Annotated in this window: 10 protein-coding genes; 6 read left to right on the top strand and 4 right to left on the bottom strand. The window is 68.1% G+C overall.

What is annotated here, in order from left to right; genetic code table 11:
• Positions 1 to 195: 195 nt before the first annotated feature.
• Positions 196 to 9,378, top strand: a complete 9,183-nt coding sequence (locus ACFQS9_RS03650) for a non-ribosomal peptide synthetase (protein WP_378401687.1) — start codon at positions 196 to 198, stop codon at positions 9,376 to 9,378.
• Here the strand turns inward: ACFQS9_RS03650 and ACFQS9_RS03645 are convergent.
• The 3 genes from ACFQS9_RS03645 to ACFQS9_RS03635 all read right to left on the bottom strand — a co-directional run bounded on the left by ACFQS9_RS03645 (position 9,375) and on the right by ACFQS9_RS03635 (position 13,068).
• Entirely contained in the window at positions 9,375 to 11,114 is a 1,740-nt protein-coding gene (locus ACFQS9_RS03645) for an HNH endonuclease signature motif containing protein (protein WP_378401685.1), read from the bottom strand. The genes ACFQS9_RS03650 and ACFQS9_RS03645 overlap by 4 nt on opposite strands.
• A gap of 80 nt (positions 11,115 to 11,194) precedes the next feature.
• Complete coding sequence (locus tag ACFQS9_RS03640) at positions 11,195 to 11,884, bottom strand: GntR family transcriptional regulator (protein WP_378401683.1); 690 nt, start codon at positions 11,882 to 11,884, stop codon at positions 11,195 to 11,197.
• 38 nt (positions 11,885 to 11,922) lie between these two features.
• The gene (locus ACFQS9_RS03635; RefSeq protein ID WP_378401681.1) at positions 11,923 to 13,068 is read right to left on the bottom strand and encodes an acyl-CoA dehydrogenase family protein; all 1,146 of its coding nucleotides are present in this window, start codon (positions 13,066 to 13,068) and stop codon (positions 11,923 to 11,925) included.
• Positions 13,069 to 13,244: 176 nt separating this feature from the next.
• On the opposite strand from ACFQS9_RS03635, the gene ACFQS9_RS03630 reads away from it, so the two are divergent.
• The 4 genes from ACFQS9_RS03630 (at position 13,245) to ACFQS9_RS03615 (ending at position 18,698) form a co-directional block, all read left to right on the top strand.
• Positions 13,245 to 14,768, top strand: coding sequence for an aldehyde dehydrogenase family protein (locus tag ACFQS9_RS03630; protein ID WP_378401679.1), 1,524 nt, complete (start codon positions 13,245 to 13,247; stop codon positions 14,766 to 14,768).
• Positions 14,769 to 14,777: 9 nt separating this feature from the next.
• A complete protein-coding gene (locus tag ACFQS9_RS03625; RefSeq protein WP_378401677.1) occupies positions 14,778 to 15,674 on the top strand; it encodes an oxygenase MpaB family protein in 897 nt (298 codons plus the stop codon).
• A gap of 98 nt (positions 15,675 to 15,772) precedes the next feature.
• Positions 15,773 to 17,251, top strand: coding sequence for a wax ester/triacylglycerol synthase domain-containing protein (locus ACFQS9_RS03620; RefSeq protein ID WP_378401675.1), 1,479 nt, complete (start codon positions 15,773 to 15,775; stop codon positions 17,249 to 17,251).
• Positions 17,181 to 18,698 (top strand): wax ester/triacylglycerol synthase domain-containing protein, encoded by a 1,518-nt coding sequence (locus ACFQS9_RS03615; protein WP_378401673.1) that lies wholly within the window; start codon positions 17,181 to 17,183, stop codon positions 18,696 to 18,698. Before ACFQS9_RS03620 ends, ACFQS9_RS03615 begins: the two co-directional genes overlap by 71 nt.
• Before the next feature lie 23 nt (positions 18,699 to 18,721).
• Here the strand turns inward: ACFQS9_RS03615 and ACFQS9_RS03610 are convergent, their stop codons facing one another.
• Complete coding sequence (locus ACFQS9_RS03610) at positions 18,722 to 19,960, bottom strand: TetR/AcrR family transcriptional regulator (RefSeq protein ID WP_378401671.1); 1,239 nt, start codon at positions 19,958 to 19,960, stop codon at positions 18,722 to 18,724.
• Between the two features lie 273 nt (positions 19,961 to 20,233).
• On the opposite strand from ACFQS9_RS03610, the gene ACFQS9_RS03605 reads away from it, so the two are divergent.
• The gene (locus tag ACFQS9_RS03605; RefSeq protein ID WP_378401696.1) at positions 20,234 to 21,463 is read left to right on the top strand and encodes an acetyl-CoA C-acetyltransferase; all 1,230 of its coding nucleotides are present in this window, start codon (positions 20,234 to 20,236) and stop codon (positions 21,461 to 21,463) included.
• The last annotated feature ends 198 nt before the right edge of the window (positions 21,464 to 21,661 follow it).

The raw sequence follows: 21,661 nt of genomic DNA, 5'->3' as shown, positions 1-21,661 counted from the left end.
TTCGACTTCGACCCCAGTCGCCCGCCCTCAACCGGTGCGGGCGGCTGGGGTTTCGTGCATTCCCCGATACGTGACCCGAACACGGAGCGGCCAGGTCACGTATCTTGTCACTCTGAATCGCACTATTGCGATGGTCAGGTCGAATGGTGCCGGGGGGATCGGCGTGGCTTTGGCTCGATAGCTTCGGAGTACGTTGTGTCGGATTTCCCCCGGTCGATCGCCGCCCTGGCGAAGGCGCGCCCGGACGCTGTCGTCGTGCGTGTCGACGGCATATCGGTGACGTATCGGGAACTCGACGAACGCCTGCAGTTGCTGGCAGGGGCGTTGGCGGATCGAGGCATGGACGCCGATGCCATCGTCGCCGTGGTGCTCACGGGCCTGGTACCGACGATCGTGGGAGCCGAGGGCGGGATCGGCGCGGTTCTCGACCGGATCAGGGCCGACGCGCCTGCCGTCCGGTCCGAGCCCGGCGACCCCCTTGCCCAGACCGACCGGACGTTGGTCGAGGTGTTCGACGCGCAGGTCGCGCGGACACCCGACGCGGCCGCTCTCGAGTTCGACGGCGTCGCGTGGACGTACGCGGAGTTCGACGGCCGGGTGAACCGGCTCGCTCGAGCCCTCATCGCGCGTGGTGTGGGACCGGAGACAACGGTTGGCCTGGGGATTCGCCGGTCCCTGGAGATGATGGTGGCGATGTACGCCATCGTCAAGGCCGGTGGCGCCTACGTTCCGATCGACCCCGATCATCCGGACGAACGGGTCGCGGATGTGCTCGCGACCGCGGCCCCGGTCTGCGTGCTGACCCGGTCCGGGGAGGAGATGACGTGGCCGGCCGGCACCGTCGTGATCGACCTGGACTCGACCGACACCGCCGAGTATCCCGCGGAGCCGATCACGGACACCGACCGGGTTCGGCCGCTGCGGCCGGCGAATCCCGCGTATGTGATCTTCACCTCGGGCTCCACCGGGCGGCCAAAGGGCGTGACCGTTCCCCATTCCGCGGTGGTCGGGCTGATCGATCGCAGGCAGGCGCTGTATGAGCTCGGGGGAGACGACCGGGTGCTGCAGAAGACCCCCGTCACCTTCGACGCCTCGGTGCGTGAGCTGTGGTGGACGCTGGCGTCGGGAGCCAAGCTCGTCCTGGCGGATCACGATGGACACCGGGATCCGCGCTATCTGGCCGAGGCCATCGACCGGCACAGCATCACCGTGATGCACTTCGTCCCCTCGATGCTCCAGGTGTTCGTGTCCTCGCTCAAGCCCGGTGAAGCCACCTCCCTGCGCGAGGTGTTCAGCGGTGGTGAGGAGATGTCGCCGAGGCTGCTGGCGGAGGTACGCCGCGCCCTGACGGCCCGGGTGAACAACGAGTACGGACCGACCGAGTTCACGGTGTCCGGCACCAGGCACGAGACCACCGCTGCGGACGAGGACGCCGGCCGGGTGCCCGTCGGTCGGGCCTACGACGGGCTGCAGGCGTACGTCCTGGACCGCCGCCTCCGGGACGTACCGGCCGGAATCGCGGGCGAGCTGTACCTTGCTGGTCCCCAGCTCGCTCGCGGCTATCTCGGGCGCACCGACCTCACCGCGGCGCGATTCGTGGCGAACCCCCGTGGTCTACCCGGCGAGCTGATGTACCGCACGGGGGACGAGATGCGCCTGCGGGCGGATGGCAGCCTGGAGTACCTGGGGCGCACGGACTTCCAGGTGAAGATTCGTGGTTTCCGCATCGAACTCGGTGAGATCGAGTCGGCGATGCTCGCGCACCCGTCGGTCGCGCAGGCGGTCGCGGTGGTCAGGGAAGACGTACCCGGAAATCAGCAGTTGGTCGGCTACGTGGTCACCCCGGCGGATGGCACCGTCGACGGCGACGAGGTCCGCGCCTTCCTCGGCCGTTCGTTGCCCGAGTACATGGTGCCGATCACGGTGCTGACGCTGACCGAGCTGCCGATCACGATGCACGGCAAGCTCGATCGGAAGCAGCTGCCGCGGCCGGACTTCGAGGCCCCCGCCGGCACCTCCGGTCAGCCGTCGACACCGGCCGAGGTGGTGGTCGCGCAGATCTTCGGAGAGATCCTCGGCGTCGAACGGGTGGCGATCGGGGACTCCTTCTTCGATCACGGTGGCAACTCCCTGTCCGCCGCGCGCGTGGTGGCACGGGTCAACGCCGCACTCGGCAGCGACGTGAGCCTGCGGGAGGTGTTCGACGTGCCGACCGTCGCGGGACTCGCCGCGCTCGCGTCGACCCGCGTCGACGGCGCGCGCCGACGGCCGGAACTGATGGCCGGACCACGCCCGGACCGGATCCCGTTGTCCCTGACCCAGGCTCGGATGTGGTTCATCAACCAGTTCGACACCTCCTCGCCGGCATACAACCTGCCCCTCGGGATCCGGCTGGTGGGTGAGCTGAACCACGAGGCGATGAGGGCCTCGGTCGCGAGCGTGCTGGGCAGGCACGAGTCACTGCGCACGGTCTTTCCGGACGACGGTGAGGGGCCCCGGCAGGTGGTGATCCCGGTCGAGGGGGTCGATGCCGACCTGCGCCCGATTCGCGTCGTGGACGAGGTGGGTCTGGGTGCTGAACTCGCCGTGGAGGCGGCCAGGGGGTTCGACGTGACGGTCGAGGCACCGGTCCGGGTGCGACTGTTCGAACTGGCCGGAGTGGAGCCCGCGGAGCGGCCCGGGTCCCGGGCGGCCGAGCACGTGCTCCTGTTCCTGCTGCACCACATCGCGGCCGACGGCGCCTCGATGGCGCCGCTCGCACGCGAGGTGGTCGCCGCCTACACGGGTGCGGCGGGGGACGGCCCACACACCCCGGATCCGCTCCCGGTCCAGTACGCCGACTATTCGCTCTGGCAACGCGAGTTGCTCGGCAGCGAAGATGACCCGGAATCCCTTCTCTCCCGCCAGGTTCGGTACTGGGTCGACGAGCTGTCCGGCATCCCCGACCTGCTGCCGTTGCCCACCGATCGCCCGCGTCCCGCCGCCGCTTCCCTCGACGGCGGGCGGGTCGGGTTCGAGATCGGGCCGGACCTGCACCGGCGACTGTTGTCGCTGTCGCGTGAACACGAGGCGACCCTGTTCACCACCGTGCACGCGGCCTTCGCCTTGCTGCTGTCCAAGGTGTCGGGTACCGACGACATCGTCGTCGGTACCCCCACGGCCGGCCGCGGCGAGCACGCGCTCGACGACCTGGTGGGGATGTTCGTCAACACGCTCGCCCTCCGGACCGTGCTCGACCAGTCGGTGTCGTTCGCCGAGTTGCTCCGCAGGACAAGGGAATCGGACATCGGTGCGCTCGCACACGCGGAGGTTCCGTTCGAACGGCTGGTGGAGATCCTCGCGCCCGAACGGTCGACCGCGCACTCACCGATCTTCCAGGTCGTGCTCGCGTTGGAGAACACCGAGCAGGCGGTCCTGGAGTTGCCCGGGTTGGTGGTGTCCGGGGTCGACCCGGGCCTCACCCACGCGAAATTCGATCTGCAACTGTCGTTGGGGGAGCGGGCAGGCCAGTCGGGGATCGCGGGCATGTTCGTCTATGCCACGGACCTGTTCGACGCGTCGAGCGTGCGCACCCTCGCCGCACGGTTCGTCCGGCTGCTGGAGGCGGTGGCGCAGGATCCCTCGGTCCCGATCGGTGACGTCGAGATCATGGAAGCGCGCGAGCGCGAGGCGCTGTGCCCGGTGATGGGCCGCGATCCGGAGCCCCCGGTCACTCTCGCCGAGCTGTTGGCTCGGGCGGTCGTGGCACCGACGGCGCCCGCCCTCGAGTTCGGCGCACGCACCGTGACCTACGGTGAGCTCGAAACCCGGTCGAACGCCCTGGCGCGGTTGCTGATCGCGCGCGGTGCGGGGCCCGAGTCGTTCGTCGCCACCGCGCTGCCGCGCTCGATCGAGTCGATGCTGGCGCTGTGGGCGGTGGCGAAGACCGGCGCCGCCGTCGTACCGATGGATCCGGCCTATCCGTCGGATCGCCTCGGGCACATGCTCGCCGATTCGGGCACCGTCGTCGGCCTCACCGTTGCTGCGCACGTGGCAGACCTGCCGGAGGCGGACTGGGTGGTGCTCGACGACGACGCCGTCAGGTCGGAATGGGCGCGGTACGGGACGGCACCGGTCACCGATCGGGACAGACTGGCGGCGACGCACACCGCCCAACCGGCGTACATGATCTACACCTCCGGCTCCACCGGTACCCCGAAGGGTGTGGTGGTCATGCATCAGGGCATCGCGAGCTTCGCCGTCGAACAGCGGCAGCGCTATTCGGTGACGGCCTCGTCACGGGTGCTGCACTCCTCGTCGCCCAGTTTCGACGCCTCCCTGCTCGAGATCTTGATGGCGACGGCCGCGGGCGCGGCGCTGGTGATCGTGCCACCCGGTGTGTACGGAGGCGGTGAGCTCGCGGACATCATCGACCGTCAGCGGGTCAGTCACGCCTTCATCACCCCGTCCGCCGCGGCCGCGCTCGCCCCCGAAGGGCTCGAGTCGCTGCGTGTGGTTGTGATGGGCGGTGAGGCGCTGACCGCGGACCTGGTGACCCGCTGGGGTGCGCACGTCGACCTGCACAACGCGTACGGTCCGACCGAGATGACAGTGATGGTGTCGGCCAGCGCCGCGCTCGAGCCCGGCGGGCGGGTGACGATAGGCGGACCGACCCGGGGTGTGCGCGCCATGGTGCTCGATCGGCGGCTTCGTCCGGTGCCGGTCGGGGTGGTCGGCGAGCTGTATGTCGCGGGTGCGGCGATGGCGCGGGGCTATCACGGCCGATCGGGGTTGACGGCGGATCGTTTTGTGGCGAACCACTTCTCGTCATTGGGTGAGCGGATGTACCGGACGGGCGACATGGTGCGGTGGGTCGACCGCGCGGCGCCCGGCCACGACAGCGATCTGGTCCTCGAGTACGTGGGCCGGGGTGACTTCCAGGTGAAGATCCGTGGCTTCCGGATCGAGCTCGGTGAGATCGACGCGGCGTTGACCGCGCATCCGTCGGTGGAGTTCGCGGTGACGGTCGGCCGGTCGGCCCCGTCGGGCGCGACCGTGCTGGCCTCGTACGTGGTGGCCGCGGCGGGGGAGTCGGTGGACGTCGCCGCGCTGACCGCATGTGCCGCGAGGTCGCTGCCCGCGCACATGGTGCCGTCGGCGGTGACGGTGCTGGACGCGGTTCCGTTGACGGTGAACGGGAAGCTCGACCGCGGCGCGCTGCCGACGCCGGAGTTCGGGTCGACCGTGTTCCGCGCGCCGTCGACGCCGGTCGAGGAGATCGTCGCCGCGACGATCTCCGAGGTGCTGGGCGTTCCGCGGGTCGGGGCGGATGACAACTTCTTCGACCTCGGCGGCAACTCGCTGATCGCGACCCGGGTGGCGGCGCGCATCGGCGCCGCGCTGGGTGTCGCGGTTCCGGTTCGGCTGATGTTCGAGTCCCCGACGGTGGCCGCGCTCGCGGTGCAGGTGGAGCGCGACTCGGGAGCGGCGCGCACGGTGTTGGCGGCACGCGAGCGGCCCCATCGACTCCCGTTGTCCGCCGCCCAGCAGCGGATGTGGTTCCTGAACCGGTTCGATCCCGGGTCGGCGGTGAACAACATCCCGATCTTCGTGCGTCTGTCGGGTGCGCTCGATGTCTCGGCGCTGCGCGCCGCGGTGCGCGACGTGTTCGAGCGGCACGAGTCGTTGCGCACGATGTATCCGGAGTCGGACGAGGGTGCGTCGCAGGTGATCGTCCCCGCGGGGAGGGTGCTGCCGGACCTGATCCCGGTCGAGGTGTCGACGGACGAACTGCCTGGCCGGGTGGCCGAGTTCGCCTCGGCGGGATTCGACGTGGCGGCGGAGGTGCCGGTGCGGGTGGCGCTGTTCGAGGTGCAGCCGGCCGAGCACGTGTTGGCGTTGGTGGTCCACCACATCAGTGCGGACGGCTACTCGATGGGGCCGTTGACCCGGGATGTGATGGCGGCCTATGCGGCTCGAGCCAGGGGCGAGGTGCCGATGTGGTCACCGCTCGCGGTGCAATACGCCGACTTCGCGTTGTGGCAGCGCGAGGTTCTCGGGGACGAGTCGGACGAGTCCGCGTTGGTCGCCCGGCAGATCCGCTACTGGCGCGCAACGCTGTCGGGGCTGCCCGCGCAACTGGAGCTGCCGTCGGATCGGGTGCGACCCGCGCACCTGTCCTACGCGGGGGCCCGCGTGGACGTCCCCGTCGGTGCGCACACCGGTGAGACGCTCTCCGACTGGGCCGCCGAGCACAACGCGTCGCTGTTCATGGCGGTGCATGCGGGACTCGCGGTGTTGTTGAGCAGGCTGAGCGGCAGTTCGGACATCGCCGTCGGCACGCCGGTCGCCGGTCGCGGGGAGGCGGAGCTGGACGATCTGATCGGCATGTTCGTCAACACCCTGGTGTTGCGGACCGCCGTCGACGGGGCGGAATCGTCGACGGAGCTGCTGGCACGAGTGCGCGAAGCGGATCTCGGCGCGTTCGGTCACGCGGAGGTGCCGTTCGAGCGCGTGGTCGAGGTGCTCAACCCGGAACGCTCGATGTCACGGCATCCCCTCTTCCAGGTGATGCTGTCCTATCAGAATCTCGAGCAGCCGGAACTCGATCTCCCGGGACTGCACGTCTCGGGGATGGACGCGCCGTTCCTTGCCGCGAAATTCGATCTGCACGTGACGGTGTCCGAACGGCCGGACGGGGGTGGGCTCTCGGTCTCCTTCGTGTACGCAACGGACCTGTTCGACCGTTCGACGGTGGAGGGTTTCGCACACCGGTACTCCCGGATTCTCGATGCGATGGCGGCCGACCCGGGGCGCGCGGTCGGCGATATCGACCTCGTCGACGAGGCGGGCCTCGAGATGATCCTGGGCCGGTGGAATGCCACCGCGCACCCGGTGCCGCCGCGGACGTTGGTCGATCTGTTCGACGCGCAGGTGGCGCGGACGCCGAACGCTGTCGCGCTGGTTCACGGCACTCGGTCGCTCACCTACGCGGATTTCGACGCTCGGGTGAACCGGCTTGCGCGGTACCTGATCTCGGTGGGAGTCGGACCGGAGTCGCTGGTGGCACTGGCGATGCGCCGATCGATCGACCTGCTGATCGGTGTGTATGCGGTGATCAAGTCCGGCGCGGGGTACGTGCCGGTCGATCCGGACCAACCGCAGGCGCGGGTGGCTCACATACTGCGGTCCGCGGCTCCGGTGTGTGTGCTGAGCACCTCCCGTGACGGGTTCACGGCGGCAGGGATCGAGGGCGTCGACATCGACACGATCGAGTTGGCGCAGTTCTCGGACGCCCCGGTGACGGATGCCGAACGGGTGGCCCCGATCGCCTCGTCGAGCACGGCATACGTGATCTTCACGTCGGGTTCGACGGGTGTGCCGAAGGGGGTGGTGGTCAGCCATGCGGCGATCGTGAATCGGTTGTTGTGGATGCAGGCCGAGTACGACCTGACAGCAGACGATGTGGTGTTGCAGAAGACGCCGGTGACGTTCGACGTGTCGGTGTGGGAGTTGTTCTGGCCCTTGCAGGTCGGTGCGCGCCTGGTGATCGCCGAGCCCGATGGGCATCGTGATCCGGCATATCTGGTGCGGGTGATCGCCGAGGAATCCGTGACGACGGCGCATTTCGTGCCGTCGATGTTGGCGGTGTTCGTGGCGGAGCGGGAGGTGGCCTCGGCGACCTCGCTGCGGCGGGTGTTCGCGTCGGGTGAGGCGTTGCCCGCGCAGACCGGGTCATCGTTGCGGGCGATGCTGCCGCAGGTTCGCCTGCACAATCTGTACGGCCCGACGGAGGCCGCGGTGGACGTGACGTTCCACGAGGTGACCGCGGCGGACGCGGCGTCGGTGCCGATCGGTGTCCCGGTGTGGAACACCCAGGTGTTCGTGCTTGATGCCCGGTTGCGTCCGGTGCCGGTGGGTGTCCCGGGTGAGCTGTACCTCGCAGGCGCGCAGCTTGCCCGCGGGTATGTCGGTCGGGGTGGGTTGTCGGCGGAGCGGTTCGTGGCGAATCCGTTCGGGGTCGAGGGTCAGCGGATGTACCGGACGGGCGACCGGGTCATGTGGCGGCCGGATGGTGAGCTGGATTACCTGGGCCGTAACGATTTTCAGGTGAAGCTGCGCGGGATCCGGATCGAGCTCGGCGACGTGGAGTGCGCGCTGCTCGAGCTCGACGCGGTCGCGCAGGCGGTCGCGGTGGTCCGGGAGGACCCGGCGCAGCAGCTGGTGGCGTATGTGGTGGCAGATCCCGGGTTCGATGCACGCAAGGCTCGGACGTCGCTGGGCCTGGTGTTGCCGCAGTACATGATCCCCACCGCGTTCGTGATGCTGGATGCGCTGCCGCTGAACGCGTCGGGCAAGCTCGACCGCTCGGCGTTGCCTGCGCCGGGGCCGGCGACGCGGGTGCACCGCGAACCGGTGTCCGCGACGGAGATCGTCGTCGCCGACGTGCTGTGCGGAGCGCTCGGTCTCGACCGGGTCGGGTGCGACGACAGCTTCTTCGAGCTCGGCGGCAACTCCCTGATCGCGACCGGTGTGGTCGCGCGGCTGTCCGAGCGGCTGGGTACCGAGGTTCCGGTGCAGTGGATGTTCTCCGACCCGACACCGGCGGGTCTCGCCGCCCGGATCGACGCCGGCACGAGCGTGGGCGCCGACGTCGATGGGGCGTTCGACGTGCTCCTGCCGATCCGGGCCGGGGGACTGGAGCCAGCCCTGTTCTGTGTGCACCCGATCGGCGGACTGTCGTGGGCGTTCGCCGGGTTGTCCCGGCATCTGGATTCGGATCGCGGCATCTACGGGTTGCAGTCGCCCGCCCTCGGGCAGTCCGGGTGGTCGCCGGGATCGATTGCCGAATGGGCCGACAGGTACGTGCGGGAGATCCGTTCGGTTCAGCCGGAGGGTCCCTACCACCTGCTCGGGTGGTCGCTCGGCGGCGTGATCGCGCAGGCGATGGCCGTCCAGTTGCAGGCCGAGGGTGACAGCGTTGCGCTGCTGGCGATGATGGACAGCTTCGCCGACCAGGGGGCCGCGCCGGCACGGGCGGTCCGCGAGGAGCCGACCCCGGACGAACTGCTCACCGGGCTGTTCCCGGACGGGATGAGGGTGGACGAGCGCGTGCAGGCAGTCGAGTCCGCGTTGGAGTCCCTGGCGCTGCTCGCCGCGCACCGGCCGAAGTCCTTCGCGGGAGACATCGTGTACTTCACCGCGGTGCAGGAGGACAGGAGCGGAACGCTGGGGGCCGCGACCTGGCGGTCCGTGGTGGACGGCGCGATCCACAATCACCCGGTGGAATCGACGCACTGGGGGATGGCCTCGCCCGAGGCGTTGGCCGTGATCGCCCAGGTCCTCGACGACTGGTGGGCAGGGGCCGGAGCAGTTCCGGAAAGTTTGGAATGTCGCTAGTGAAATGTCGCCCGCGTGAGTGTCGCACTCGAGCCGGTGGACCACATTCGGTCGCTGCCTCGTCGGCGGGTGGGCAGCGTGAGGGCGTGTTGTCCGATCGTGTTGTAGATGTGCATGATTGCGCCGGCGAGCATGTCGTGATGCCAGAGTCCTGCGGTCTTGAGTTGGTGGTGGAGCAGGCAGAGGCACTGCAGGTTCGTGAGGATGGTCCAGCCGCCGAGGGCGGGGTTGGCTTTGAGGAAGGCGACGATGTGGTCGATCTGGCAGTCGGCTGCGGGCACATTGCACCCAGGGTGGCGGCAGGTGCCATCGCGCAGCCGAACGGCGGCGGCGAGTAGTTCGCTGGGTCGGTAGGTCAGGGCGCCCGGTGGCGGCTGCGTGAATCCGCCGTGACCGTCCGGGAATGCGGCAACGAGGCCTGCAGGGTCGTTCAGGATGGTGCAGGACAGGCCGTCGATGGCGTCGGCCGGCGAGACGGTCCCGGGTTGTGGGAGTTTGCGGACCGGTAGGGCAATTGCGCCCGCGGGCAGGATTGGGCTCTTGAATGCGAGCAGGCCGGATTCAGGGGTCGGCTCGGGTGGCGTGTCGGGCTTGGTTTGGGCGGCACGGCGCGGATCTGGCGGGTCGGTTGGATCTGGCGGATCAGGTTCGCGCACTTCGGGTTCCGACCTGTTGCGGTTCTGCCAGTGGTCCGATTCTGCATCGACAGATTCCGACTCGGACGCCGCGCCCGATTCCTCGGCGGATTCGGTTGCGCCGTCGGTGCCGCCCGTACGATCGGTATCGTCGCCGTACTCGTGTTGCAGGCGTTCGAGTGTCTGTGTGGCGCAGTCGATGATCGCCTGCCAGGTGGCGTTCCCGGCGATGGTGCGGACCTGCCCGGCATCGAGGTATCCGTAGCCCTCTAGATAGCCGGGATTGTCGGCCAGACCGAGCAGCGTCTCCAGCCCGCACATGATGTTCAGATGCATCTGTGCGTCTGCAGGTTTGGGATTGCGGGTGGACACACAGGCCTGTTCGCCGCACTCACAAGCCAGGTTCCGCTGGCCCGCGATCAGGGCCGCGAACGCATCGGCGCACCGCACGTCGAGGCTCCGCGGATCAGCCAGACATACTGTCTTGGCGACCTTCACGATGAGGCCGGTGACCGCCGTCAACTGTGTCGCAGTTAACGTCACCGACAGCACTCCCATCCCGTGAGGCAGTCGGCGTGAGCGAACCTTGCGTTTGGCTTCCGCCTGCTCCCGGGCGCGCTCAGCCCAGGCGGCGTCATCCTCGATCAGCAACCGGTCGATCTCGATTCCGAGTGGGGTTGGTGCGAGTCGGCGCGCGGCGGCGAGGATGCCGGCATCCAGGCGCAGCACTGCGCCGGCGGTGGCCTTGCGGGTGTGGTCGTCGATCACCCGAATCTTCGACAGCGTCACTTCCCCGGCGGCGAAGGCATCCCGGATCTCCGGCATCCGTTCGAGGGTGAACCCGAGCCGCATCAGCGACGCGACCGATCTGAAGGTGCTCGACAACGCCAACGCGACCTCCGCGATCGCGGATCGCTCCGCCTGTTCGGTGTCGAACCCGGCGTCGGGAGCACGATGGTCGAAGGTGTCGCGGGAGTTGGTGTAGTCCATGATCTGCCCGATCAACCGGGCGGCCGCCGCATTCTCGACGCGCGAGGTCTCGATGATCGCGTCGAGCAGGGAACGTTCGCGATCGATCACCGCCGATACCGCTGCCGTCATCATCCCCACCCCACGAATTCGCTCGTATGTTCGAGTCTACTCGGGAACGCGACGCGCGCAAGGGTTTCTGGCTCCGGCGTTCAGTCCCAGATCCCCACCTCCTCGAGGTGTTTGATCAGCCGCTGCGCCCCGTCGATGAAGTGAGCTCGGGATTCTCGGCCCGCCTCGTCCGCCTTCCCCGCGGCCATTGCGGCAATGAGCCGCTCGTGGCTCTCGACGGCGGCGTCGCCCCACCCGTGGTCGGCGGAGTAGAAGTGCACCGGTGTGTACCGGGTGGCATTGAGGAGGAACCAGGAGAGTTTTGCGGCACCTGCCAACCTGTTCAGGATCCGATGGAAACCGAACTCCAGGTCCTCGATCCGTGCTGCATCCGAATCCTCTACCGCACGTGCGAGTTTCGTGTTGATCGTGCGGAGTTCGTCGAGCGCCTCCGGGCCGATGGCGGCGGTGGCCCTGCGCGTCAGCTCCTCGGCGATCTGTCCCTGCAGCCAGAACAGGTCGTTGATGTCGCCGCGAGTGAGGGCGGCGACAACGTACCCGCGGTGCGGAACCAGTTCCACGAGGCCCTCGCTGCGCAGCGTCAGCAGGGCCTCGCGGACGGGGGTGACGCTGACCCCGAGTTCCGCTGCGGTCTCGTCCAGGCGGATGAACTCGCCCGGCCGCGCCCCTCCCGACATGATGAGGTTGCGCACGTGCACTGCGACATCGTCGGAGAGCTGCGGTCTGCGGCGTAGTGCGCGACCTGCCTGGGCGCGGGCGGACGAGGTCATGGATTCTCCTTAGGACGGCACTGAAGCATAAACGCCGATCAGAGGCCGTATGTCTTGCCGATGATGTCGCGCTGGATCTCGCTGGTCCCGCCGAAGATGGTCGACACCAGCGCCCCGCGGACGTGCTTCTCCATGTCGAACTCGGTGGCGTAGCCGTACCCGCCCATCATCTGCATGCCCTCGAGCGCAACCCGCTTGGCGGTCTCGGTGGCCTTGAGCTTGGCCATCGACGCCTCCCGGGCGAGCATCTTGTCGGGGTTGGCGTCCGCCTCGCGGGCCACGCTGTAGACCAGCAGCTTGGTGCACTCGATCTCGGTCGCCAGGTCGGCCATCCGGTGCCGCAGCGACTGGAAGCTGCCGATCGGCCGGCCGAACTGCTTGCGCTGGGTGATGAACGCGAGGGTGTCGTCGAAGGCCCGCTCCGCGGTGCCCAGGATCATCGCCGCGAGGATCAGGCGTTCGAAATTGAGTCCGGTCATCAGCTGGCGCCAGCCGTTGCCGACCTCGCCGATCACCGCGTCCTCCGGCAGCACACAATCGGTGAAGTAGAGGTCGTTGGTCTCCTTCTGGCCACCCATCAGCTCGATCGGGCTGATCTTCAGGCCGTCCGTGCGAGCCGGCACGTGGAACATGGTCAGGCCCTCGTGCTTGTTCTCGCCGCGGCTCGTGCGCGCGACGAGCAGGATGTTCTCCGAGATGTGGGCATTGGAGCACCACGTCTTCTGGCCGTTGACCAGCCAGCCGTCCGAGGTCTTCTCGGCCTTCGTGCTCAGATTGCCGACATCGGAGCCGGCCTCGGGCTCGGACATCGAGATCGACTGGGACGCACCGCGGACGATGCCGCGCAGCACGTCGTCCTTCTGCTCCGGGGTGCCGAACTTGGCGTACGCACCGCCGGTGATGAGCGTCGGCCCGATCGCACCGATCGGCAGCATCCCGCGGTGGGTCTGCTCGAGCAGGATGCACATGTCGACCATGGTCGCGTCGGAGCCGCCGTATTCCTCGGGGATGGTCAGTCCGAGCCAGCCCAGCTCGGCCATCTTCTCGTACACGCCCTGGTTGTGGTTGTGCGCGCCGTGATCGGTCAACTGGTCGCGCTTCTCGCGGGTACCGGCCTCGCGCTTGCAGAAGTCGGTGACGGCCTTGGCGAACGCCTGCTGTTCGGTGGTGAATTCAACGCTCATCTTCGTGGGCTCCCGCTGGTCGTTGTGTGGCGCACGGATGGCACCGGGGATCGGTGTCGATGTGGTCTTGTCGGCGAGCCTGACGCCGCCTAATGTGATGTCCACGACACTACATCACATCAAATATATTTGATGTGACGCGTTTTCGAAACGATCGGCGACGAAGGGATCTGTCCATGCCACAGCAGACGGCCAAGAAGCGCGAGCTCACCGAGGAGGAAAGGTCTCCCGCGCGGTCGTTGGAGTCGCTCGATCCGCGCACCGACGAGGTCATCGCCGAGTACCCGGTCGCGGACGCGGACGAGGTCGCCGAGGTCGTCGAGCGGGCGGGTGCCGCCGCGCGATGGTGGGAATCGCTGGGCTTCGACGGGCGCAAGAGGTGGTTGCTGGACTGGAAGAAGGCGATCGCCTCGGACGCGGAGGCACTGGCCGCCGTGATCTCCCGCGAGACCGGGAAGCCGCCGGGCGACGCCCTGCTCGAGGTGATGCTCACCGTCGAGCACCTGGACTGGGCCGCTCGTCATGCCGCCAAGGTGCTCGGCAAGAAGAAGGTGCCCGCCGGCCTGGTGAGCGCCAATCAGGAGGCGACCGTCCGCTACCAGCCGCTCGGTGTGGTGGGGGTGATCGGCCCGTGGAACTACCCGCTGTACACGCCGATGGGCTCGATCTCGTACGCGCTGGCCGCGGGCAACGCGGTGGTCTTCAAGCCGAGCGAGCTGACGCCGGGCGTCGCGGTGTGGATCGCCGACAAGTGGCAGGCGCTGGTCCCCAACCAGCCTGTGCTGCAGGTGATCACGGGTGACGGCGGCACCGGGGCCGCGCTCTGCCGAGCCGGTGTCGACAAGGTTGCGTTCACCGGTTCCACGCCGACCGCGAAGAAGGTGATGGCCCTGTGCGCGGAGACCCTGACGCCGATGGTCGCGGAGTGTGGCGGTAAGGACGCGATGCTGGTGGATGCGGATGCGGACCTGGAGGAGGCGTCGAACTTCGCCGTGTTCGGTGCGATGGGCAACGCGGGCCAGACCTGCGTCGGTGTGGAGCGGATCTATGTGGCGGACAAGGTGTTCGACACCTTCGTGCAGAAAGTCACCGAGAAGGCGAAGCGCCTGCGCCCCGGTGGCGCGCCGGACTCCTCGTACGGGCCGATGACGATGGCGCGGCAGTCGGACGTGGTGCGCGGGCAGATAGACGACGCTCTCGCCAGGGGCGGGCGGGCGGTGCTCGGCGGTCCCGAGTCCGTTCGCGGGCCGTTCGTCGAACCGGTCGTCCTCGTCGAGGTTCCGGAGGACAGCATCGCCGTCCGCGAGGAGACGTTCGGGCCCACGGTCGTGATCAACAGGGTCGCGGACCTCGACGAGGGGATCGCCGCGGCCAACGCCTCGACGTACGGCCTCGGCGCGTCGATCTTCACCCGTGACCGGAAGCGGGCGGTGGCCGCGGCAGAGCGACTGCGTGCCGGCGTCGTGACGATCAACTCGGTGCTGGGTTTCGCGGGTGTGGCCGCGCTCCCGTTCGGCGGGGTGGGGGAATCGGGCTTCGGCCGGATCCACGGCGCCGACGGGCTGCGCGAGTTCAGTCGGGCGAAATCGGTGGCCAGGCAGAAGTACAAGGCGCCGTTGAACCTGTTGTCGATGGAACGCAAGCCCAGGGACATGAAGATCGCCGCATGGCTGCTCAAGACGCGGCACGGCCGGGGCTGAGGGGGCACCATGTTCCTGATGAACGAGACCCCGTCCGCACCTCGCGGCAGGTACGGCTGGCTCCGCCGGATCGAGCACCTCGATCCGGTATCGGACAACCACGAGATCCACCGGATCACCGCAGGCTACGAGTTCCCGTGGGACTACCAGCGGGCGCTCGAGTTCGCGCTGTTCCGCACCTACTGCGTGCCCACCATCTCGGCGCTGCTGAGCAAGACCGGGGAGTTCGAGAAGCGGCCGCAGAAGCGCTACGACGACACGGCACTGCTGATGGCCGAACTCGTCGAGCACGGCTACGACTCGCCCCGGGGCACGGAGTCGCTGCGGATGGTCAACCGGATGCACGCCAAGTACGAGATCGACAACTCGGACATGCTGTACGTCCTGAGCACCTTCGCCTTCGATCCGCTGGACTGGATCGACCGCTACGGCTGGCGCCCACTGCACCCGAAGGAGCGCCTCGCCTCCTTCCACTTCTACCGCGAGGTCGGGCTGCGGATGGGTATCAAGGACATCCCCGAGGACTTCCAGGAGTTCTACCGATTCAAGATCGAGTACGAGGCCGAGCGGTTCCGGTACAGCGAGGACAACCACCGGATCGGCGTGTACACCCGGGACCTGTTCTGCTCGTGGTTCCCCCGCCCGGTTCGGCCCGCCGTTCGGCAGGGCGTGTACGCGATGCTGGATCAGCAGATGCGCTCCGCCTTCGGGTTCCCGGCGGCACCGGCCTGGATGACCGCCGTCGCGCAGCGCGCCCTGGTGGCCCGGTCCAGGGTGGTCCGTCTGCTGCCGCCGCGCAGACGGTCGAAGGCCGCCAGGGACCCCCGCAACCGGACATATCCCGGATATCCGATGGGCTATCGGCCGAGTGACCTGGGGGTGGACCAGGACCACGGCAGGCACTGACCGCGCTCGCGGCTGTCCCACGCCGTGGGAGTCCCGTTGCGCACGCTTTACCGTCTAACGGTACCGTCTCGCCGGCAGGGGTCGACGAAACGGAGAGTGTGTTGCTGCAGGTCGATCCGCGGGACGCCGTGTTCCTCTACGTCGAGCGCCCCGAGGCCTGGCAGACATTTCTGTCCGCGTGCGCGTTCGTCCCCGACGGTGCGCAGGCCGGACCCGCTGGTCGAGCGGAGATCATCCGGTGGATAGCCGACCGTGCCCGTGGCATCGAGGTGCTGCGGCAGCGGCTGGTCCGTGTCCCGTTCGACCTCGATCATCCGTACTGGGTCGAGGATCCGGACCACCGTGTGGAGGACCACCTCTACTTCCACGAGGGTTCGGGCTGGGACGAACTGCGGGAGTGGATGGCGGTGCTCGTGCAGCGGCCGATGGACCGGTCCAGGCCGCTGTGGGAACTGCATGTCGTGGGCGGGGTCCGCGGCATCCCGGGGGTCGAGCAACCGGCCACGGTCGTGGTGATCAAACTCCATCACTCGATGGCGGACGGCGAACTGAGCACCATCATCTCCCGGGCGCTGTTCGGCGCGGGCGAGCTCCCGGACGTTCGTCACGACGTCCCCGCCGTGCCGCGGCCGATGCCGACCCCGGTCGGTCTGTTCTTGACCGGTGTCCGGGCCTGCCCACGCAAGGTCGGCGAACTCGTCGGCGGCCTTCGCGAGTTCCGGGCCACGCGTCGCCGACTCCTGGCGGAACGCGACCAGGGCACGCACACGCTGCCCGTCGCCACCCGGCCGCGGACCGTCCTCAACGGGCCGCTGGGCCCCGACCGCGTGTTCGATGCTGCGTTTCTCCCGCTCGATGACGTGCTTGCCGTGAAGGCCGCGCTCGGCGACATCACGGTCAACGACATCGTGCTGGCGGTGGTCGCGGGTGCGCAGCGGGCATACCTCGGCGCCCTGCCGGAGGGTTCGTTGGCGGCCGCGGTTCCGATGTCCATCCGCCGCACTTGCCCGTCCGAGTCGAGGAATCAGTTCCTGACGATGGCGGTGGACCTGCACACCGGAACGAAAGATCCGATCGAGCGGGTGCGCGCCATCCGCCGCTCGGCCCTCGAGGAGCGGGACCGGTTGAGCAATCCGGCCGAGGCCGACGCGGCCCACTGCGATGTCGTCGGTGTCATCCCCGGATGGGCGATTCGGGCCGCGTTGCGGTTGGGCTATGGCAGGCCCAAGCGGGGCTCGGAGACGGTGCACCTCGTCAACACCTTGGTCACCAGCGTGCGCTACGGCGCCGTGGACCTGCGCCTGTGTGATGCGACCGCGGTGGCGGGATTCGGTCTCGCGCCACTCGTGGGCTGGGGTGGGGTGGCCCACGCCGTCGGTTCGGTCGGGGGCTCGCTCACGATCAACGTCACGGCAGATCCGCTGCAGTTGAACGATATCCACCGGTACACACAGCTCCTGGGGGAATCCTTCGAGGAGCTCAAGGCAGCTGTCCATTTCGTATTCGATGCAGTGGATGCCGGAGCCGTATGCTCGGGTGGGGGTGTGGCGCGGGCGGAGGGTCTGGCGCTCATGTGAGCGAGCTGCACCGACTACCGGGGGGAGTCGCATGCAGCAGCTGGATCCGAGGGACTCGGTGTTCCTCTATGTCGAGAACGAGGTGTCCAAACAGATCATCGTGAGCGCGTACGTCTTTGCGCCCGATGGGAATACCGGCAGCCGGTCGGATAGGAACGAGATCGGTCGGTGGATCGCGGACCGGGTTGCCGGGATCGACCTCCTTCGACAGCGACTGGTCCATGTTCCCTTTGGCCTCGATCATCCGTACTGGGTGGATGATCCGGATTTCTCCCTGGAGAATCACCTCGTCTTCCATGAGGGTTCCGAGTGGGATGAGGTGTGTACCGTCCTGGCGGCCACCTTGGTGCAGCCGATGGATGGGGCGAGGCCGCTGTGGGAATTGCACGTGTTCACCGATGTTCGTGGAATCGAGGGTGTGGAGGGCGCAGCCACGGTTGCTGCGCTCAAGACACACCACGCGATTGCCGACGGGATGTTGAGTGCTCAACTGGGCAGACACCTTTTCGGTTCGTCTCCGGCCACCCCAGACGATCCGCATCCCGTGGCGCCCCGGGAACCGCTCCCGTCCGGATTCGAACTGCTGGTTCGGGCAGTGCGGTCCGCTCCGGGGGCCCTCAATCGACTCGTCAGTGGCCTTCCAGGCGTTCGTTCGGCGCAGAGGGAACTCGCACTGCGGTGTGAACAGGGGCAATACACGTCACCGGTGGCCGAGCGGCCGCGAACGGTGTTCAATCGACCACTTGGGCCGGACCGGGTATTCGGCCTTGCGGTTTTCCCGCTCGCAGAGTTGCGCGCGATGAAGGCCGAGTTGGGCGATGTGACCATCAACGACCTCGCGCTCGCCGTGATCGGTGGGGCGATGCGGAAATACCTAGATGAGGCGGGCGAAAGTCCAGACGGTTCGTTGGCGGCGGGAGTGCCGATGTCAACGCGCGCGGCACGGCACCAGGTGTCCAGGAACCAGTTCGTGACAATGGCAGTAGACCTGCACACCGACATCGTGAACCCGGTCGAACGGGCACGGGCGATTCATCGTTCGGCCTTGGACGAAAGAGCGCGCAAGAGCAGCCCCGAGTCGATCCGGTCCGACGAATTCGTCCAGGTCATACCCGGGTTCGCGATCCGAGCCGGACTGTGGATGCTCGGGAGGCTCCCGGCGCGGGAGAGGGCTACGGTCGGTTGGGGTAATACTCTGATCACCAATGTGCCCAAGGGTGCCGCGGACCTCAAGCTGTGTGATTCCAGCGTGGCGGTCACCTTCAGTCTGTGTGCACTCGTCGGCCCCAGCGGTCTCGGCCATTGGGTGGACAGCGTCGGCGACATCCTCACGATCAATGTCACCGCGGATCCCCGGCAGCTGCGTGACGACGACCGCTACGTCGAGCTGTTGCGCGGGGCATACGCCGAGCTCGAATCGGCAATCATGAACGGCGCCAAGGCATAGCGTCCGACAGCGAATCGGAATGGTCAGCCGTGCAGGACCGTCAGCATCAAGGTCTGCATCCGGCCGCGTGCCTTCGCGCCGGTGTCGAAATGCATCAGCCGGCCCACGTCGAGCGTCTGGCCCAGGGCCGCGTGTACCAGGAACCTGGCCTCGACGGCGGACAGCTCGGGTCGTACCGCGGTGAGCAGGTGCACCCACTCCTCGACGTGCAGGCGCTGCACGTTACGGAGGTTCGTGCGCTCCTGTTTGGGCAGGTTCCCGATCTCGGCGAAGTACACCGAGAGCACCTCGGGATGGGCGAAGGCCAGGTCGATGTAGGTGGCCGAGAGTCGACTCAGTGCCTCCTCCGGGTCGGCGGAGGCACCGAGCGCGGCCGCCGTTCCCATGGCCAGACGGTCGGCGGCCCGATGGAACGCGGCCGCGAGGAGGTCCGCCTTGCTCGGGAAATGCCGGTAGACGCTCGAGGCGTTGATCCCGGCCGCGGCGCCGATCTCCTCGATGCTCGATTCGTGGTAACCGCGATCGTTGAAGATCTTCACCGCCTCGGAGAGGAGGAGTTCACGCTTGGACGTCACCGCGAGACCGCGCTGCGTGGACGGATCGTCGATCGTGGTCGTCGCGGGCGGGGCCGCCGCCAGATCACACCGCAACATCCCCCATGCGGTGTCGAGCAGTAGCTTCTCGATCCGGCGGTTGGCCAGGGCTGCGCGGTGGGCGGTGATACTGCCGATCACGCTGAGCGCGGCGGTCGAGAGGATCACCGAATCGCGTTCTGTGACATCGGGACGCAACTCGAGCAGGGGCCGCGCGATGTTCTGGGTCACCGCGCCGAACTCGGCGCGCATCAGATCGCGATCGGACGGCCGGAGATACCGTCCCTCCCAGCGGTAGAGGCCCCCCGTCTTCCGATTCTCGACCGTGGTGCTGATCAGTGCCCGCAACACACGATCCAGCCGCGCCTCCGGTGTGGGATCCGGGTCGTCGGCGTCGCCCTCGGAGGCGCCGTCGGAAGCCGACCGCAGAGCCCCCACCGTGCCCATCGCCGCATGCACCAGCAGTGCGTACTTGTTGGGAAAGTGGCGGTACAGGGCCGGGCCGGAGATGCCGAGCGTTGCGGCGATGTCGTCGACACCGACAGCGTGATAGCCCTGCTCGCTGAAGGCCTGAGCTGCCACCAGGGCGATCTGCGCTTTGCGGTCTTTCGGCCGTCGTCGAACGGGCGCGGCGGCCGAAACCGACCGGCCGGTGGTCGTCTGGGGCATCGACGTCTCCTGACTTCGGTAGCAGCAATCTTAACCGAGAGTCCGGCGTCTCCGACCCGAAAGCGAAGGCGGGATTCCGGCACCGACGTCGATGCTTCCCCTGGACTATCGGCGCAAAGTCCGGACTAGCAACGATATTCGCTATTGACAACCGCGAATCCGTGCATGAAAGTTAACCGCAATTCTCACTGTGTGAGCGTGCTCACTGGCGCAGGCGTGACCGCGAGCCCCGATCTCGCCCGCCTGCTCGTACGCCGAACCGAAAGGGGAACCATGACCGTGTCCCGACCTACCGGAGCGCCGCTGATCTTCGACGCCGTGCGCACACCACGCGGCCGCGGCAAGGCAACCGGCTCGCTGCACTCGGTCAAGCCGATCGACCTCGTCGTCGGCCTGATCGACGAGATCCGGCGCCGCAATCCGGGGCTCGATCCCAGCGCGATCGACGACGTCGTGCTCGGCATCGTCTCGCCCCTCGGCGAACAGGGCGCGGTCCTGCCGAGAGTGGCGGCCCTGGCCGCGGGCCTGCCCGAGACCGTGGCGGGCGTGCAGGTGAACCGGTTCTGCGCGTCGGGACTCGAGTCGGTCAACCTGGCGGCCCAGAAGGTGGCTTCGGGCTGGGAGGACCTCGTCCTCGCCGGCGGGGTCGAGTCGATGTCGCGGGTGCCGATGGGGTCGGACGGCGGCGCCTGGGGAATGGACCCCGCCACCAACTATGCGACGTACATGGTCCCGCAGGGGATCGGCGCCGACCTCATCGCGACGATGGAGGGCTTCAGTCGAACCCGGGTCGACGAGTTCGCGGTCCGGTCGCAGGAACTGGCGGCGAAGGCGTGGGCGGACGGGCGGTTCGATCGCTCGGTCGTCCCGGTCAAGGATCGGAACGGACTCGTGGTGCTCGACCGCGACGAGCACATGCGCCCCGGCGCAACGGTCGAGGGCCTGGGGGCACTCAAACCCTCCTTCGCCTCGATGGGCGAGCAGGGTGGGTTCAATGCGGTGGCGCTCCAGAAGTACCACTGGGTCGAGCGGATCGAACACGTGCATCACGCGGGCAACTCGTCGGGCATCGTCGACGGCGCAACCCTGATGCTGATCGGCTCCGCGCAGGCGGGGGCCAGGGCGGGGCTGACGCCCCGCGCGCGCATCGTGGGGACCGCGGTGGTCGGATCCGAGCCGACGATCATGCTCACCGGTCCGGCGCCGGCGGCCGAGAAGGCGCTGGCCAGGGCGGGTCTCACCGCGGACGACATCGACCTGTACGAGATCAACGAGGCCTTCGCCTCCGTAGCGCTCAAGTTCGTCAAGGACATGGACATCCCGATGGACAAGGTCAACGTCAATGGTGGCGCCATCGCCATGGGTCACCCGCTCGGCGCGACCGGGGCCATCATCCTGGGCACCCTGCTCGACGAGCTCGAGCGTCGCGACAAGCGGTATGGGCTGGCGACTCTCTGCGTCGGCGCCGGAATGGGCATCGCCACCGTCATCGAACGCATCTAGTGCCCCGCGCCCGAAGTCTTCGCGCGGTTGCCGGGGCCCACGCGGCGCCTCGCTGCGTTGTCGAAGTCCCAGGTAGAACCCCGCTACCCGGGACTCCTCCGCCTTCCGATGCATCCACGTGGATCCCCGGCAACCATCAATGGACTTCGAGCACGAGGCACTAGCGCCACAGAACATCACCGATCTAGGAGTGCGAGA

It is taken from the genome of Rhodococcus daqingensis (genome assembly GCF_042665615.1).
Taxonomy (GTDB): Bacteria; Actinomycetota; Actinomycetes; order Mycobacteriales; family Mycobacteriaceae; genus Rhodococcus_G; species Rhodococcus_G daqingensis.
The sequence above is the reverse complement of the archived record's forward strand: the minus strand, read 5'-3'. Positions and strand labels throughout refer to the sequence as shown.

Coding starts and splice junctions, on each gene's coding strand:
- ACFQS9_RS03645 (WP_378401685.1), bottom strand. CDS start 11,114: ATGACGGCAGCGGTATCGGCGGTGATCGATCGCGAACGTTCCCTGCTC.
- ACFQS9_RS03640 (WP_378401683.1), bottom strand. CDS start 11,884: ATGACCTCGTCCGCCCGCGCCCAGGCAGGTCGCGCACTACGCCGCAGA.
- ACFQS9_RS03635 (WP_378401681.1), bottom strand. CDS start 13,068: ATGAGCGTTGAATTCACCACCGAACAGCAGGCGTTCGCCAAGGCCGTC.
- ACFQS9_RS03630 (WP_378401679.1), top strand. CDS start 13,245: ATGCCACAGCAGACGGCCAAGAAGCGCGAGCTCACCGAGGAGGAAAGG.
- ACFQS9_RS03625 (WP_378401677.1), top strand. CDS start 14,778: ATGTTCCTGATGAACGAGACCCCGTCCGCACCTCGCGGCAGGTACGGC.
- ACFQS9_RS03615 (WP_378401673.1), top strand. CDS start 17,181: ATGCAGTGGATGCCGGAGCCGTATGCTCGGGTGGGGGTGTGGCGCGGG.
- ACFQS9_RS03610 (WP_378401671.1), bottom strand. CDS start 19,960: ATGCCCCAGACGACCACCGGCCGGTCGGTTTCGGCCGCCGCGCCCGTT.
- ACFQS9_RS03605 (WP_378401696.1), top strand. CDS start 20,234: ATGACCGTGTCCCGACCTACCGGAGCGCCGCTGATCTTCGACGCCGTG.